Genomic DNA, 15,768 nt, shown 5'->3' with positions numbered 1-15,768 from the left:
TGTCAGTCTGTAGAGCGACCATAAGACCAGAACAGAGTAAATCTGTTAAGGCAGGTGCGAAAAATCCTTCGGGAAAGAAGCAGAAACCTAAATCGTGAGGTTTGGGAATCACCGTCCGTTTACGGCGGTGAGGATGTCAAAATTAAAGAAACATCTATACTGATAGCCGGTTAATTTTTATGAAAACTGTTGCCGATACGGACCTGCAAAGGCTAGAAGACTTAATTATCAACGGACAAAAAGCGATCGAGACTCGTTTCACGGCGATCGAGACTCGTTTCACGGCGATCGAGAATAGTATCGTCGAAATTAAGGCTGATATTGGCGAAATTAAAGCTGATATTAAGGAAATCAAGCAAGATGTTAAATCCCTAGAGATAGGACAGGCAAAATTAACCGAAAGAGTCGAAGGGATGGATAATCGCCTCAAAATAGTCGAAGGCAGTCAAAAAAATCAAATTTGGGCATTGATAACCATTTTAGGCGGTTCACTGATTACCGCTTCCGTCGGTTTGCTGATCGCTATTTTACGCTTTGTCTTGTTTAAGTAAAAAATTATCTTTATGGATGAAACTAAAACCGAAATAAATCAAGAAATCGACTCAGAAACCGAAAAAATTGAGCCATCAGCCTCGGTAATGTCGAGATACGCCCAAATCCACCTAAAAAGTGAGGGTGAGAAATTGGTGCTAATTTTGCCCAAAACCGGCGCCGGGGAGACAAGTCAGGATTGGACAGATATCTTGACAGGATTAAAATATTATCTCCGTAATAGCGGCCAAAACTGCCCCGCTAGAACACCAGTACACCTAAGGGCCAACGATCGCCTGATGGATACGCGCCAACTACAAGCGATCGCCACAATTTTAGACAGTGCCGAATTACCCCTGCATACCATCCAAACCCAAAGAAGACAAACCGCAGTAGCAGCGGCAACCATGGGTTACAATGTCGAACAAATGCGCTCGAATCCGACGGTTTTCGGGGACGAGCAACCGCTGCCATCCCTCCTCGCCGAACCTTTGTACTTAAAAACCACCCTGCGATCGGGTGTAGAAATCCGTCACCCGGGTACAGTTATAGTCATGGGCGATGTCAACCCCGGCGGCTCGATCGTCGCTGATGGCGATATATTAGTTTGGGGGGGTTTACGCGGTGTGGCCCATGCTGGATTCCGCGGCGATCGAGCAGCGGTAATTATGGCCCTGCGAATCGACTTAACTCAACTGAGGATCGCTGAATTAGTGGCACGCGCTCCGGCTTTAGATAGCGATCGCATGGAACCAGAAATTGCCTGTATCAGCGAAGGAGGAATCCGCATCATTGGGGCTTATAATTTTTCCAGAACCTACACCTTTAAAGATAAAGTGGGATGGGTCGAAAAAAAGTGATCAGTGACCGGTAAACAGTGATCGGTAAACGGTGATTCAGTGACCAGTAAAAATAGGGATTAACTGCGTTGAGATGAAAAACTCTATCAAACCAATAACTGATAGCTGATAACTGATAACTGATAGCTGATAACTGATAACTGATAACTGATAACTGATAACTGATATAAATTATGGCTCGTGTAATTGTGGTGACATCGGGAAAGGGAGGAGTCGGTAAAACGACAGTCACGGCGAACTTAGGTTCAGCTTTATCTCAATTAGGCTGTCGAGTCGCCCTTGTCGATGCCGATTTCGGACTGAGAAATCTCGATTTATTGTTAGGATTAGAACAGCGTATCGTTTATACTGCCCTCGATGTGGTGGCGGGAGATTGTAGCCTTGATAAAGCTTTAGTTAAGGATAAAAGACAGGAAAATCTGGTCTTATTACCGGCGGCACAAAACCGCACCAAAGAGGCAATTACTGCCGCTCAAATGAAGGATTTAGTCGCCCAATTGTCAAAAAGTTATGACTATGTATTGATTGATTGCCCAGCAGGAATTGAAATGGGTTTTCGCAATGCGATCGCCGCTGCTCAAGAGGCGATCATAGTTACTACCCCAGAAATGTCGGCGGTGAGAGATGCCGATCGGGTGGTGGGATTACTAGAAAGCGAAGACATCAAGAGTATCCGTCTGATTGTCAACCGGCTGCGGCCAGAAATGATCCAACTTAACCAGATGATCAGCGTCGAGGATATTCTTGACTTATTGGTAATTCCCCTTTTGGGGATTATTCCCGACGATCAAAGAATTATTATTTCCACTAATAAAGGGGAACCATTAGTATTAGAGGAGAAGACCTCTCTCCCCTCCATGGCCTTTAGAAATATTGCCCAACGTTTACAGGGTCGCGATGTGCCGTTTCTAGATTTAATGGCCGGTCAGGAAGGTTTTCTTACCCGTCTGCGTCGTCGCTTATTTGGGCCTTAAACTCTCTCATCTCAACCCCTTAACCTACTATGAATGACCTGATCGATAAACTCCTCGCATGGCGCGGTTCGGGTAAAAGTGGCGACCAAGCTAAAAAACGCTTAAAACTTATTCTGGCCCATGATCGCGCCGATCTTAGTCCCGAACTTCTCAATATGATGCGTCAAGAAATCTTAGAAGTGGTCAGTCGTTATCTTGATATCGACACCGAGGAAACCGAGTTACTTCTAGAAAGTGACCAACGAACTACAGCCCTGATTGCTAATTTTCCGATTCGTCGGATCAAACGCCGTCCTTTAACCGAGAAATTGCCATGAAAACTCAACCGATCGAGCTTTGGCTTAGTCTAGCGGTCAGTCCCTTTCTTTTATCCTACTTGGGACTACGTTCTATTAATAATTGGTTGATAGAAGTCGGGAAAGACAGCGAGGAAATCTTTCGGGGCGATCGCTTGCCCCTTCTCAATATTCCCGATCAGTTACCGGTCAACAGTGACCAATAATCTTTTCTAGAAAAAGTTACCGAAAAAAAGTCCTTTTGCCCGCTGAAAAGAGGCAAAAATAGTGAAATTTTTGTTAAAAATAGGAAAAAATGTGATTCTTTGGGATATAATCTCATTTCTGACCAACCCTAAGAACTAATCCCGATAGATCAGCAATTGAATTACAGCGTTTTTCATTTCAACAAAGTACATCCCGATATATCGGGGAACAGGGGATAGGGATTTAGGGAGATAGGGATTTAGGGAGATAGGGAAATTTCAGCCCCACTGCCCCACGACCCCAACACCCCACTCCTGACTCCTGACTCCTGACTCCTAACTCCTAACTCCTAACTCCTTTTCACTTTTTACTGAAATTATGAGCGTCCTTGTCCCCTCGACCGAAACCGAACAGGATATTTTCACCACTTCCAACCTGTTTCTGCAGCAAAGACTGAAATTAATCGAAGATTTATGGAAAGAAGTCTTAGTCTCCGAATGTGGTCAAGAATTAGTCGATTTACTGGAATTACTGCGCCATCTCTGTTCTGAGGAAGGACAAGTGACCGATGATAGTCCGGAAGCAATGATCGCCAAAATGATCGAAGACTTGGAACTAGGGGAAGCGATCAAAGTTACCCGCGCTTTTGCCCTCTATTTCCAGTTAATAAATATAATCGAACAACACTACGAACAAAGGGATCAGCAACTACTGCGACGGACGGTGATCGGGGAAGAAAACGAAAGTCCCAAGGCTGACCCAACGCAAAAAAGCCTTTTAGCCACCATTGTCGGGGCTGATTGGCTGGAAAAAACCCTGAACGAGTCCGATCACTCCACCCCAAAATCGGGACTATTTCACTGGTTATTTCCCTATCTCAAACAGGTGAACGTCCCCCCCCAGGAAATCCAGCGTCTTCTCGATCAATTAGATATTCGTCTGGTTTTTACGGCCCACCCCACGGAAATTGTCCGTCATACCATTCGCATTAAACAGCGCCGCATCTCGGGCATTCTCGAAAAACTCGACCAAGCAGAAGAAATCTTTCGCAGTATGGGGTTAACTAACTCCAGAGAAGCACAAACAGTCACCAAACAGTTAAAAGAAGAAATTCGTTTTTGGTGGCGAACAGATGAACTACACCAATTTAAACCCACCGTCGTCGATGAGGTGGATTATGCCCTGCACTACTTCGATGAAGTTCTCTTCGATTCCCTACCCCAGTTAACCCTGCGTCTGCAGCAAAGTCTAGAATCCTCCTTTCCCCGTTTACGAGCGCCGAAAAATAACTTCTGTCGCTTCGGTTCTTGGGTCGGGGGAGATCGGGATGGCAATCCCTCCGTTACCCCCGAAGTCACCTGGAAAACCTGCTGTTATCAGCGCAATCTCGTTATTAAAAAATATCTCGATGCTATTCGCGACCTGACCAGTATTTTAAGTGCCTCCCTGCACTGGTGTCACGTCTTGCCGGAGTTACTGGACTCCCTGGACAGAGATAAACAGCAAATGCCCGAAATCTATAGCCAGTTAGCAATCCGCTACCGTCAGGAACCCTATCGCCTCAAATTGGCCTTTATTCAAAAACGTCTGGAAAATACCCGTGATCGCAATGATCGCCTTAATGACCCGGAAGAACGACAATTATTAACTAAACTCAACGAAACCAACATCTATCGCTCTGGTTCCGAGTTTTTAGCCGAATTACAGCTATTAAAGCGCAGTCTCTTGCAAACCGGTCTTTCTTGTCAAGAACTCGATCGACTGATCGCCCAAGTGGAGATTTTTGGCTTTGTCCTGACTCAGTTAGATTTTCGGCAGGAATCCACCCGTCACGCCGAATGTATCGAAGAAATCGCCGAATATCTCGGAGTTTTACCCAAACCCTACGGCCAATTAAGCGAATCAGAAAAAATCGCCTGGTTAGTGGGGGAATTAAAAACCCGTCGCCCCTTAATTCCCCGGGAAATGCCCTTTTCGGAAAGAACCTGCGAAACCATTGAAACCCTGCGAGTTTTAAGAAGTCTGCAAGGGGAATTTGGCTTGGAAATCTGCCAAACCTACATTATCAGCATGACCAACGAGGCCAGCGATGTGCTAGAAGTGCTGTTATTAGCCCAAGAAGCTGGTTTATACGACCCCGCCACTAGCCGCAGTTCCCTCCGCATCGTTCCCCTCTTTGAAACCGTCGATGACCTCAAACACGCCCCCGGCATCATGCAGACTTTGTTTGAATTGCCCCTCTACCGGGCAGCCCTAGCCGGCGGTTACGACCATTTAGGGGCTTTAAACGGGGAGGACGTGACCCCGGAACCGGCCATCCTCGAACCGGGTAATTTACAGGAGATTATGGTGGGTTACTCCGATAGTAATAAGGATTCTGGCTTTTTAAGCAGTAATTGGGAAATTCATAAGGCCCAGAAGGCTTTACAAAAAACCGCTAAACAATACGGCGTGGATCTACGTCTTTTTCATGGCCGGGGCGGTTCCGTCGGTCGCGGTGGTGGACCGGCCTACGCCGCTATCCTCGCCCAACCCCGGGGAACGATTAACGGTCGCATTAAAATCACCGAACAGGGCGAGGTTTTAGCCTCGAAATACTCTTTACCAGAATTGGCCTTGTATAACCTCGAAACGGCCGTAACGGCAGTCATACAGGCAAGTTTACTGGGCAGTGGTTTTGATGATCTCGAACCCTGGAATCGCATCATGGAGGACTTGGCCACCCGTTCACGGCAAACCTATCGCAGTTTGATTTATGAAGAACCGGACTTTTTAGACTTCTTTCTGTCCGTAACTCCCATTCCTGAAATTAGTCTTTTACAGATTAGTTCCCGACCGGCGCGCCGGAAAAGTGGTCAACAGGATTTAAGTACCCTGCGGGCAATTCCCTGGGTATTTAGTTGGACTCAAACCCGTTTTCTTTTACCTGCTTGGTATGGTTTAGGGACAGCTTTACAGATGTTTCTCGATGATTCTCCTAACCGAAATTTGGAATTGTTACGCCATTTTTATCACAAGTGGCCTTTCTTCCAGATGGTGATTTCTAAGGCAGACATGACTCTATCGAAGGTGGACCTACAGATGGCCTATCACTACGTCAGTGAACTTTCTAAACAGGAAGATCGAGAACGTTTTCAACGTCTGTTTGAAAGGATCAAAGAGGAATATAATCGCACTAGCGAGATTGTTCTCCAGATCACCGGCGAGAAACATTTATTGGATAATGATCCGAATTTACAGCGCTCGGTGCAGTTACGCAACGGTTCGATCGTTCCCCTCGGTTTCCTACAGGTGTCTCTCCTCAAGCGTTTACGTCAATACAATAGTCAAGCCCAATCTGGTGTGATTCATTTCCGCTATTCTAAAGAGGAGTTATTAAGGGGTGCTTTAATGACGATTAATGGTATTGCCGCAGGGATGAGAAATACCGGTTGATTACAGATAATTAATGGTAGTTTTCGGGTGGTTATCTTGAAGGTAATCCACCCTATTTTTGGGAGTTGTCAACTTTTTGTAGAACTTCTACTAATACTAAATCCGTTGAGTAACGCACAGAAAACGGGTTTCTCGGAGAAACCCGTTTTCTACTCATGCACTCATGCAAAAAGGGGAATAAATAATCAGTCTTTAATAACCAGATTTAGTATAAGTTGTTATTTTTAAAGGGAAAATCACCGCTAAAATTGGGCATTACTTCCGATTTTATCACTCAATCCAAGCTTTTGGGGGGTAGAACCCCCCAAACCCCGTAGCGTATTAGCTTTTCGGTGGGATGCTTACAGGCAGCTGCTGATCCATTTGTAATTGTTTAAAAGTCACTGATAATTGCTGATTATCGGTATTTCTGCAAATGTGAGATGCACCCAATCTGCTTAACCCGAACTGACGTTAATATTACTATCACTTATTGACTAAAAATGAAGATTTTACCGCTAACAGTTGACAATTGATGAGCGACCCCGAAGAGAAGCAATTAAGCTCACCGGTGTGTCGGAAGATTAGAGATTGTGCCAAAATGGAGAAAGTGACCCAATGATTACAGGTAAATTGTTAAAAAAAGGATCGAGTAACCGTGACTGATACGAACTTAGATATACTATCCCTGACGGATCCAGCGATCGCAGGGATTCTGCAAAAAGAACTGCAACGTCAAAGAGATCACCTAGAATTAATCGCTAGTGAAAACTTTACCTCGGCTGCCGTCATGGCCGCCCAGGGTTCGGTTTTAACCAACAAATACGCGGAAGGACTGCCAAAAAAACGCTACTATGGCGGTTGCGAATACATTGATGAAGCAGAACAATTAGCGATCGATCGGGTTAAACGACTATTTGGGGCAAACCACGCTAACGTACAACCCCACTCTGGTGCCCAAGCTAATTTCGCCGTTTTCCTGACCCTCTTGCAGCCCGGCGATACGATTATGGGCATGGATCTCTCCCACGGGGGTCATCTTACCCACGGTTCCCCCGTTAACGTTTCCGGAAAATGGTTCCGAGTAGTACAGTATGGAGTAAGTCCCGAAAGCGAACGCCTGGACTACGATCTCATCCTTGACATCGCCCGTAAGGAAAAACCCAAACTAATTATCTGCGGTTATTCTGCCTACTCGCGCCGGATTGATTTCGAGAAATTCCGCGCCATCGCTGACGAAGTGGGGGCCTACCTGATGGCAGATATCGCCCATATTGCTGGTTTAGTGGCCACTGGTCATCATCCTAACCCCCTACCCCACTGTGATGTGGTAACTACCACCACTCACAAAACCCTGCGCGGTCCTAGGGGTGGTTTAATTATGACCAAAGACGAGGAATTAGGCAAAAAATTCGATAAATCCGTCTTCCCCGGTACCCAAGGCGGGCCCCTAGAACACGTGGTCGCGGCGAAAGCGGTGGCTTTTGGGGAGGCCCTGAAACCGGAGTTTAAAATCTATTCGGGCCAAGTAATCGCTAATGCCCAAGCTTTGGCAGGTCAGTTGAAAGCTAGAGGGATTAAAATTGTCACCGATGGTACGGATAATCACTTGATGTTACTCGATTTAAGATCCGTGGGCATGACCGGGAAAGAGGCAGATCGCTTGGTGAGTACGATCAATATTACCGCTAATAAAAACACTGTTCCCTTCGATCCCGAGTCTCCCTTTGTCACCAGTGGTCTGCGCTTGGGTTCCCCGGCTATGACCACCAGAGGACTAGGAGAAACGGAATTTATCGAGATTGGCAACATTATCGCCGATATTCTCCTTAATCCAGGTGATGAAGCCCTGAGAACTGCTTGCCGTCAACGGGTAGCGAAACTCTGTGAAAGCTTCCCCCTCTATCCCCATCTCCATATTTCCGTCCCCGCCTTGGCCTAAAACGAGAGATAATAAAAACTCATAATTGGCGATTGTTCTTTGGTCGTCAATTGTGAATTAAATCGCCCCCCAATTCCCATGTCTGGAGATTTATACTATCTAATTGCTTTTCTGATCGCCCATACAGTGGTACTTTGGAGTACCCCCCTCGTCAGAACCGTCGGACTGAAAAGCGGTTACGTCGATAAACCCAACGAAAGGAAGGTCCATGAAAAGCCTATGGTTCGACTGGGGGGAGTTTCGATTTTTGTCGGCGCTTTAACTGCCCTCCTGATCGTTTGGTGGTTGGGAGGGTTTGCCGGTTTAAACAGCGATCGAGAATGGGAAGTGTGGGGCGTAACCCTAGGCGGTTTGGGCTTTTTTCTCATCGGTCTAGCGGATGATCTTTTTAATCTTTCGCCGCTCAATCGTCTGGTAATGCAGTTTAGCGTCGCTTTTCTAGCTTGGCAAGCCGGGGTAAGGATCGATTTCCTGTCTATTCCCTTCGGCGATTTATTACAAATTCATTGGCTAAGTTTACCGATTACTCTCCTCTGGTTAGTGGGGATGGCTAACGCGATTAACTGGATTGACGGTTTAGATGGATTAGCGGCGGGGGTTTCGGGTATATCTGCCGTGGTTATTTTGATTGTAACTTTGGTGATGGGACAACCCGCCGCCGCTATTATCGCCGCCGCTTTAGCGGGTGGGGCCTTGGGTTTTCTGCGTTACAATTTTAACCCCGCCCAAATTTTTATGGGGGATGGTGGGGCCTATTTTATGGGTTTTACCCTCGCGGGTGTGGCGGTGATTGGATTGGCTAAAACCACTGCTGTGACTACTGTTGCCGTTACCGCCGTCCTCTTGCCCTATCTCATCCTCGCAGTTCCTCTCCTCGATATGTCCACGGTGATTATTTCCCGTCTCAAACGCGGAAAATCCCCTTTTGTGGCTGATAAACGTCATTTACATCATCGTTTACTGAAAGCAGGTATCTCTCACCGTCTGACAGTATTATTTATCTACGCCCTAACTCTCTGGGTGGGCAGTTTAGCCCTCGGTTTCTCCAATGTTCCCAGTGGTTGGGGTTTTGCCTTTGGTGCAACTCTCCTCCTCGGTTACGTCGGTTGGCAAGTCTGGCGCAATCGTGGCAGTGAACCGTAAGCCATCTTAAACTAGAAAAAAGATTAATAATTAAGATAGCGGCAGGATAACTCTGGGAGTTTAGCAAATGTCTAACGAAACCGTAACTTATTCCCTTGAAATGGTCCTCAAGGAAATCAAAGACAGCATCAAGGAAGTCAACCACAAAGCTGATAGAATCGATCAACGTCTGACAAAATTAGAAATCGGACAGGCAGAACTTAAAGGAGAAATTAAAGCTTTAGATGAGCGACTAAGCACAAAAATTGACGGATTGACCGCTAGAGTTGCCTATCAAGAGTTTACTAATCGAGGCATTTTGATCGCCCTTGTTGTTGCTATTTTAGGAGGAGCAGCTAAACTTTTTGGGTTTATTGGCAACCCCTAGAAGTTGCCCTTAGCATCATAAATTTTTCCTATCTTATTTTTTCAGCAAGCCCTAATTAAAGTTATCAAAAGTAGGAGTTTAGCAAATGTCTAACGAAACCGTAACTTATTCCCTTGAAACGGTCCTGACAAGGATTGAGGGAAAAATCGACTCTTTACAAAGAGATGTTAATGAGCGTCTCACTAAGCTAGAGATAGGACAATCAGAAATAAGAGGGGATATTAAAGCCCTAGATTCTAAAGTTATGGAAATAGAAAAGCGTATTGACGACCTGAATGCACGGGTGAATATTACTACTAATGGGTTTCTTGGCATTGTCGGAATTTTGGTGACAGGAATACTAGGCATTCTGGGAAAAATCGTCTTTTTCCCTAATCCCTAAAAGTTATCCCTAATGGTAATTCGTCCAGATTTGTTTACTCTACAATTTTCAAGGATACAGAGAAAAATGATCTGCAAAAATCCCTCTTTCCGTTCTCCTCTCTGCGACTGTAGCGCCTCTGCGTGAAACAAAAAATATAACACTCATGCCCGAATCACAGTAATTCTATATTGATTTTCTGTCACCACAACTTCAGTGGATAATCTTTCCTCCATTGGTAAGGCATTTTTTCGCCTATCAAAGATAAATAACCAACCAAAATCTAAACCCAAACGTCCTAAATAAGATTCTAATTGTTCAATTCCATCAGCTTGAGGATCGCGTTTTTTATCCCGCCATACTTTTAATTCAATCCCTAAAATTACATCTTTATAACTCAGACATAAATCCATTCTATCGCTACCAATTGCATATTCCCTTTCTAAAACTCCCCCACCATTAACCACGCGATGTAAAAAAGCCATTAATACTATATGCGGAGCGATTTCATGATATACCGTACTACCTAATAATGGTTCGACCTGTTGTCGCCAAAACTTGAGAAATGCTGTTAATAAAGCATCAATATTTAATTCACCTTTTGCCGTCAACCAACTAGGACTAATTAAAGGTAAACTGTCTTGAGTTTCTTGGAATAAAACGCGGGGAATTACTTCACGATAAATGGGATTAGAAATAACTAATCCTCCCCTTGGATCACGTCGTAATAGTCCTAAATCTATTAAATATTGGCGATCATCTGCTAGGGTATCGGGTAAGGTTTGCCCTGCTAAAATCGGTTCAATAATGTTTTTCACTCGTTTTTCTCTGAGTTTTTCCGCCAAACTATCTAAATGAGTATCCTGACGATTAATTAATATTTCTTTGGCTGTTAAAATATGTTCTTTGGTAATACCGATATTTCTATCTTTTACCATTTTTTCTACAATTTCTTTAGCTAAAGCATTGACTAACCAAGGTTGTCCTTGAGTTAAATCAAACGCTGTTTCTATAGCTTCTGGTGTGAAAATTTGTCCAGTTGCTGCTGTATGTTGTTGATATAATTCAACCACTTCTGCAAGATTAAAATTTCGCATAGTCAGAGAAGCAACTTTGATATTAAAAGGACTGGATGTATTTAATCTATCACTACCACCAGATGCTACTTTATAATCTCGCACATCTCGCAAACCAATTAATCCTACTGAGGTCGGGAAATTTTCTGGACGATTAGGAAAACCATCTCTTAACTGTCGTAAAACTGATATTAATGTTTGATCTTGTAAAGAGTCAATTTCATCTATAAATAATACTAAAGGGCGGTTTAAAGATTTTGCCCAACCTCTTAAAAAAGCCTTAATTCTATTTCCCGGTTCTTCCTGTTGCCATTGTTTAGCAGCTGGTTGTAATTCTTTAGGTAAACGGATATTTATTGTATCATACCAAGTTCCTAAAATTGCCAATTCTGCGGCAGCAGGATCATGATTAAATGCACTTCCTACTTCTACAGATACCATGACTGCGGCATAATTTCCGGTATCGGTAAGTTGTTTTGCTAGGGATAACATGGCTGTGGTTTTCCCTGTTTGTCGTGGTGCGTGAAGGACAAAGTAACTTTCTTGTTTAATTAGCTCCTCTAAATCTGGTAATCGTACTGTGGGAGATAACATATAGTGGATATCGTCTTTACAGGAACCGGCAATATTAAACCAGCGAGTCATAGAATTTTGGTAATAGGTGAACTCTTTAAGTTTACACATTTATTTGGAAAAATTATGATCTGACATTATAAAAAGGTTTACTGGTTGCGATTATTGTATGAGCAAGGGGAGTTGTATGATTTTTACATTTGCGGGAGGTAAATTTAGGGGTTTGGTAATCAGCTAATTATCAAATTAATCCTTAAATCTTGGATATCCTGATTTAGACATTTTCACCGTTAGTTGATTAAAACCTTTGTTGGGTTACGCTATTGCTTAACCCAACCTACATTACTACTTTAAAGGAGTCCGAATATAACCATATTTATATCCCATTCGGACTGGTTCTAATCCTTCTTGTAAAGATTTTGCTTCCTTAGACTTGGGTTTAGATTCGTCTTTCTCAAATTCTAAGTTTAAGACCATTTTACCTGTTCTATCTATATAGCCCCATTCACCATCAATTTTTACATTAGCTAAACCTTTGTGAAAATCACCCACTATAGGATAATCACTATCTTCAAATGTGGGTGGTATCACAATTTCACCTGTTCTATCTATATAGCCCCATTTACCACCAATTTCAACCTTAGCTAAACCTTCGCTAAAGTCGCCAACTTCATTAAATTGAAGTCCAATAACAATTTTACCTGTTCTATCTATATAGCCCCATTTACCATCAATTTTTACCTTAGCTAAACCTTCGCTAAAGTCGCCAACTTCATTAAATTGAAGTCCAATAACAATTTTACCTGTTCTATCTATATAGCCCCATTTACCATCAATTTTTACCTTAGCTAAACCTTTGTTAAAGTCATCTACTTCATCAAATTGAAGTGGAATAACAATTTCACCTGTCTTATCTATATAGCCATTTTTGAGTTCATTATTAAACTCACTCACCTTAACATAATTTCCGACAGAAGCCAATCCTTCATGAAAAGTACCAGCCTTATAAAATTGCGGTGTAATAATAGTTTTTCCTCTTTTATTTACATAGCCATAGTTGTCACCAACTTGAACTCGTGTTAATTCTTCTTCAAAGGAATCAGCTTTTTCAGATGTGGGTGAGATCACAATTTTAATTTTCCCTGTTTTATCTACATAGCCATATTTATCACCAATTCTAACTTTGGCTAAACCTTTGTGAAAGTTATCAGCATTGTCAAACTGTGGGGTAATAAAAGTTTTCCCTGTTTTGTCTATATAGCCATATTTATTATCACCATAGCCCCTTTCACCACCAATTTTAACCTTTGCTAACCCTTCCTGAAATTCATAAACATCAATCGAATCAAATTGTATGGGAATAACAGTTTTCCCTGTTTTGTCTATATAGCCATATTTATCACCAATTCTGACCTTAGCTAACCCTTCCTGAAAATAACTAGCTTCATCAAATTTTGGCGCAATCACTAAATAAGAAGTGAGTGCAAAAATAATACTGGAAAATATAGACATAAAAGGAATTAATAATCCAATTACTACTCCAATACGTGCTAATTTAATACTTTGTTGTTTTTCACTTTGAGATAGCATAGGCATAGATTCACCTTTTAATTTTCAATTGACGTGATTTAATGCAATTTAAGCTTAATCTTTTATGGCTTGATTAAAGATTCCTCAGACTGGCGATATTTAGCAATTAATTGACGGTGGCTAATTGGTGAATGAATTAACATAGCCAGTGTGGGTAAACCTGTTCCAGTTAGTGCTAACAAAATCAATGGATTTAGAAAACCGACTATTATACCAATTCCTGTACTAGCCCCAAACCCTGCTACCAGTAGTAAAAGTTTTCCCATAACCGAATGTTTAGCTAAGTCCACAGCCACAAAATTTACAACCCAATATACAACCCAAAATAAAACCCAACACACACCACAAGTGACAACACCTATTACAGCTAAAGGTATTATAGTCTGGGAAACGTAAAATACAACTGGAACAACTAGATCAGAACCGCTATATTTAACTGTAAGCTCAAGTATATCCCTAACCACAACCCCAACCGCCAAACCAACCGCAGCCGAACCTACAGATACAGATATAGCATAACTCACAACGCTGCTCACATTATCGCTCAAATTATAATATTCACTCAAACATTTAGTCCAAGAGAGAATAATCACAAGAAGTGTAACAATACCCCACACTCCAAGCATAGAGAGTATCCCTTCATATCCCAAAGTTTGTAATAACCAAATAGTCACTGGAGTTACAGCATAAGTAATAACCCAACTCGTAGCCATAGCTACCAGCCCAGCTATTAAAAATAGTTTAATTAATCCGGCATAGGCTAGCTTCTTGTTATCAATCGGTAAAGGCGCCGTTTGTACCTTCACCGTTAAAGTATGACTGGCTGGATAAGCATTACTATGAAGAATTAATTGACGTTTATACCGCTTATCCGCCATTAATTTACTCGTATCTACCTCAACCTGACAACGAATATTATTCCTATTAAACTTAGCAGGTGTAAGCGAAATCCAAGCATGATTATCTGGAGTATGTGGAGGATCATGAGGATGGGGTGCAACTTCCCATCTACCTTCCAAAAAAGTATCTGGAATGGGATTTTCAACAGTGATACTTTGCGTTAGTTTTTCCCCCAACCTGTTCGCTTTAAACTCTAAAACCGTCCCACTAAAATCAACTCCTGGTACACGAATAATATCAAGTGGCTTGAGTGCCTCTAAAGCTAATTCTGCATTAGAAAAACGTTCTTTTTGTGGCGGTTGTACCATCTTTTCCAACCAACCGATAAACCGCAAACTCAACTGGGGTAAAAGATGACGAAAATTAATTAAATAGGGATCATCTGCATCTTGTAATTGATCTATTTTTGTGGACTTAATTCCTGTTAATAAACAGATTAAAGTTGCACCCAAAGCATACAAATCTGTAGCGTCTGTCGGTTTAAACATTTGCTCTGGCGGAATAAAACCAGGAGTTCCTTTAAATACACTACTTCCAGCCACATCATGACTACCAATACGAGCAAAACCAAAGTCAATTAAATAGACATTGATTTGTTCATCTACTAAAATGTTTTCTGGTTTAATATCTCGATGAATTATTGGTGGAATCCGATTTTGTAAATATACAAGAATTTCTAATACTTTAACTGCAATTTTTTTAATCTCTTCTGGTGCAAAGCTGCGAGTTTCCGCTAAATTCGGAGCATTAATATATTCTTGAACTAGACAAAAACCATCAGATGTTTCAAAAGAACCTAAATAACTGGGAATACCCGGATGTTTGAGTCCTGTTAGTACCCGTATTTCCCTTTCGTGTGCGGCAAAACTCGACCAGTTAGCACCCGCTTGAGCAAAACAAAACTGTTTGATTACTTGTTGTTGCCCTGTGTTAATATTTGTTGCCAACCAGGTAATCCTCCCACCTTCTCGGTTACGTCCTAGTTCTTTAATAACCTCATAGCCTTGTTCTTGGATGCTCATATTTTTAAGAGGAGTAGTATATTTTGATTTTACTGCAAGTAGAGGTTGCTGGAAATGATATCGGCTCAATAAGTGGGGGAAAAAGAAAAAATTCACTCAAGTCAGCAAAGGAGACACAGCATTATACAATATGGGACATAACGCAAAAAGAGCAACAAGAAAAAAACACACAGTGCGATCACCAATCTTGTAGGGTACATTAATGAAATGTAACACAAACAGTAAGTTTTGGAAAGACTCAAGCTCTAATCACAGTAATTCTATATTGATTTTCCGTCACCACCACCTCAGTTGATAATCTCTCCTCCATAGGTAAAGCATTTTTACGCCTATCAAAAATAAATAACCAACCAAAATCTAACCCTAAACGTGCTAAATAAGATTCTAATTGTGGTTCTTCGTTACTTGGTATGGTTCGATAGGGGGGCATAAATCGACTAAATCCTTATCTGGTAAGAGACTTAATTGATTAGTTCGCTCTAGATCAAAAACAATTGACAAAAATCGCTAAATGCCTTTCTATATAAGGGTTA

The 15,768-nt window shown here is 42.3% G+C and carries 14 protein-coding genes; 10 read left to right on the top strand and 4 right to left on the bottom strand.

Going from position 1 to position 15,768, the window contains the following annotated elements; all coding sequences use genetic code 11:
* Nucleotides 1-179 precede the first annotated feature (179 nt).
* The 10 genes from IM500_RS07080 (at nt 180) to IM500_RS07035 (ending at nt 10,095) form a co-directional block, all read left to right on the top strand.
* Nucleotides 180-551, top strand: a complete 372-nt coding sequence (locus IM500_RS07080; protein ID WP_190722997.1) for a hypothetical protein — start codon at nt 180-182, stop codon at nt 549-551.
* Between the two features lie 12 nt (nt 552-563).
* The gene (minC, locus tag IM500_RS07075; protein WP_287738025.1) at nt 564-1,391 is read left to right on the top strand and encodes a septum site-determining protein MinC; all 828 of its coding nucleotides are present in this window, start codon (nt 564-566) and stop codon (nt 1,389-1,391) included.
* A gap of 173 nt (nt 1,392-1,564) precedes the next feature.
* Nucleotides 1,565-2,365: a septum site-determining protein MinD gene (gene minD / locus IM500_RS07070; RefSeq protein WP_147069275.1), complete on the top strand. Its 801-nt coding sequence runs from the start codon at nt 1,565-1,567 to the stop codon at nt 2,363-2,365.
* A gap of 29 nt (nt 2,366-2,394) precedes the next feature.
* A complete protein-coding gene (gene minE, locus IM500_RS07065; protein WP_004160373.1) occupies nt 2,395-2,682 on the top strand; it encodes a cell division topological specificity factor MinE in 288 nt (95 codons plus the stop codon).
* Nucleotides 2,679-2,867 carry a hypothetical protein gene (locus tag IM500_RS07060; RefSeq protein ID WP_002761679.1) on the top strand — a complete coding sequence of 63 codons (189 nt, stop codon included), beginning with the start codon at nt 2,679-2,681 and terminating at the stop codon, nt 2,865-2,867. The genes minE and IM500_RS07060 overlap by 4 nt, the downstream gene beginning before the upstream one ends.
* 358 nt (nt 2,868-3,225) lie before the next feature.
* Nucleotides 3,226-6,282, top strand: coding sequence for a phosphoenolpyruvate carboxylase (gene ppc / locus IM500_RS07055; protein WP_190722999.1), 3,057 nt, complete (start codon nt 3,226-3,228; stop codon nt 6,280-6,282).
* A gap of 637 nt (nt 6,283-6,919) precedes the next feature.
* Entirely contained in the window at nt 6,920-8,203 is a 1,284-nt protein-coding gene (glyA, locus tag IM500_RS07050; RefSeq protein ID WP_147069279.1) for a serine hydroxymethyltransferase, read from the top strand.
* Nucleotides 8,204-8,281: 78 nt separating this feature from the next.
* Nucleotides 8,282-9,346, top strand: a complete 1,065-nt coding sequence (locus tag IM500_RS07045; RefSeq protein WP_002732067.1) for a glycosyltransferase family 4 protein — start codon at nt 8,282-8,284, stop codon at nt 9,344-9,346.
* Nucleotides 9,347-9,413: 67 nt separating this feature from the next.
* Complete coding sequence (locus IM500_RS07040) at nt 9,414-9,713, top strand: DUF4164 domain-containing protein (protein WP_190723000.1); 300 nt, start codon at nt 9,414-9,416, stop codon at nt 9,711-9,713.
* Nucleotides 9,714-9,798: 85 nt separating this feature from the next.
* On the top strand, nt 9,799-10,095 hold the full coding sequence (locus IM500_RS07035) for a DUF4164 family protein (RefSeq protein WP_002751121.1): 297 nt from the start codon (nt 9,799-9,801) through the stop codon (nt 10,093-10,095).
* A gap of 143 nt (nt 10,096-10,238) precedes the next feature.
* On the opposite strand, the gene IM500_RS07030 is transcribed toward IM500_RS07035, so the two are convergent.
* The 4 genes from IM500_RS07030 to IM500_RS07015 form a co-directional block, all read right to left on the bottom strand.
* Nucleotides 10,239-11,795 carry an AAA-like domain-containing protein gene (locus IM500_RS07030; RefSeq protein ID WP_287738024.1) on the bottom strand — a complete coding sequence of 519 codons (1,557 nt, stop codon included), beginning with the start codon at nt 11,793-11,795 and terminating at the stop codon, nt 10,239-10,241.
* A 273-nt stretch (nt 11,796-12,068) separates the two neighbouring features.
* Nucleotides 12,069-13,319 (bottom strand): WG repeat-containing protein, encoded by a 1,251-nt coding sequence (locus IM500_RS07025; RefSeq protein ID WP_287738023.1) that lies wholly within the window; start codon nt 13,317-13,319, stop codon nt 12,069-12,071.
* A gap of 56 nt (nt 13,320-13,375) precedes the next feature.
* Nucleotides 13,376-15,235: a serine/threonine protein kinase gene (locus IM500_RS07020; RefSeq protein ID WP_287738022.1), complete on the bottom strand. Its 1,860-nt coding sequence runs from the start codon at nt 15,233-15,235 to the stop codon at nt 13,376-13,378.
* A 238-nt stretch (nt 15,236-15,473) separates the two neighbouring features.
* Nucleotides 15,474-15,665, bottom strand: coding sequence for a hypothetical protein (locus tag IM500_RS07015; RefSeq protein WP_002797069.1), 192 nt, complete (start codon nt 15,663-15,665; stop codon nt 15,474-15,476).
* Nucleotides 15,666-15,768: the final 103 nt, after the last annotated feature.

It is taken from the genome of Microcystis sp. M179S2 (assembly GCF_020245805.1).
In the GTDB taxonomy this organism is placed as follows: domain Bacteria; phylum Cyanobacteriota; class Cyanobacteriia; order Cyanobacteriales; family Microcystaceae; genus Microcystis; species Microcystis aeruginosa.
Note: the sequence above shows the minus strand (reverse complement) of the source record. Positions and strands in the feature narration are given on the sequence as shown.

Excerpts from the sequence above, each read along its gene's own strand:
- minE (WP_004160373.1), top strand. The coding sequence starts at position 2,395 with ATGAATGACCTGATCGATAAACTCCTCGCATGGCGCGGTTCGGGTAAA.
- IM500_RS07060 (WP_002761679.1), top strand. The coding sequence starts at position 2,679 with ATGAAAACTCAACCGATCGAGCTTTGGCTTAGTCTAGCGGTCAGTCCC.
- IM500_RS07040 (WP_190723000.1), top strand. The coding sequence starts at position 9,414 with ATGTCTAACGAAACCGTAACTTATTCCCTTGAAATGGTCCTCAAGGAA.
- IM500_RS07030 (WP_287738024.1), bottom strand. The coding sequence starts at position 11,795 with ATGACTCGCTGGTTTAATATTGCCGGTTCCTGTAAAGACGATATCCAC.
- minC (WP_287738025.1), top strand. The coding sequence starts at position 564 with ATGGATGAAACTAAAACCGAAATAAATCAAGAAATCGACTCAGAAACC.
- IM500_RS07035 (WP_002751121.1), top strand. The coding sequence starts at position 9,799 with ATGTCTAACGAAACCGTAACTTATTCCCTTGAAACGGTCCTGACAAGG.
- IM500_RS07080 (WP_190722997.1), top strand. The coding sequence starts at position 180 with ATGAAAACTGTTGCCGATACGGACCTGCAAAGGCTAGAAGACTTAATT.
- IM500_RS07045 (WP_002732067.1), top strand. The coding sequence starts at position 8,282 with ATGTCTGGAGATTTATACTATCTAATTGCTTTTCTGATCGCCCATACA.
- IM500_RS07025 (WP_287738023.1), bottom strand. The coding sequence starts at position 13,319 with ATGCCTATGCTATCTCAAAGTGAAAAACAACAAAGTATTAAATTAGCA.
- IM500_RS07015 (WP_002797069.1), bottom strand. The coding sequence starts at position 15,665 with ATGCCCCCCTATCGAACCATACCAAGTAACGAAGAACCACAATTAGAA.
- IM500_RS07020 (WP_287738022.1), bottom strand. The coding sequence starts at position 15,235 with ATGAGCATCCAAGAACAAGGCTATGAGGTTATTAAAGAACTAGGACGT.
- minD (WP_147069275.1), top strand. The coding sequence starts at position 1,565 with ATGGCTCGTGTAATTGTGGTGACATCGGGAAAGGGAGGAGTCGGTAAA.
- ppc (WP_190722999.1), top strand. The coding sequence starts at position 3,226 with ATGAGCGTCCTTGTCCCCTCGACCGAAACCGAACAGGATATTTTCACC.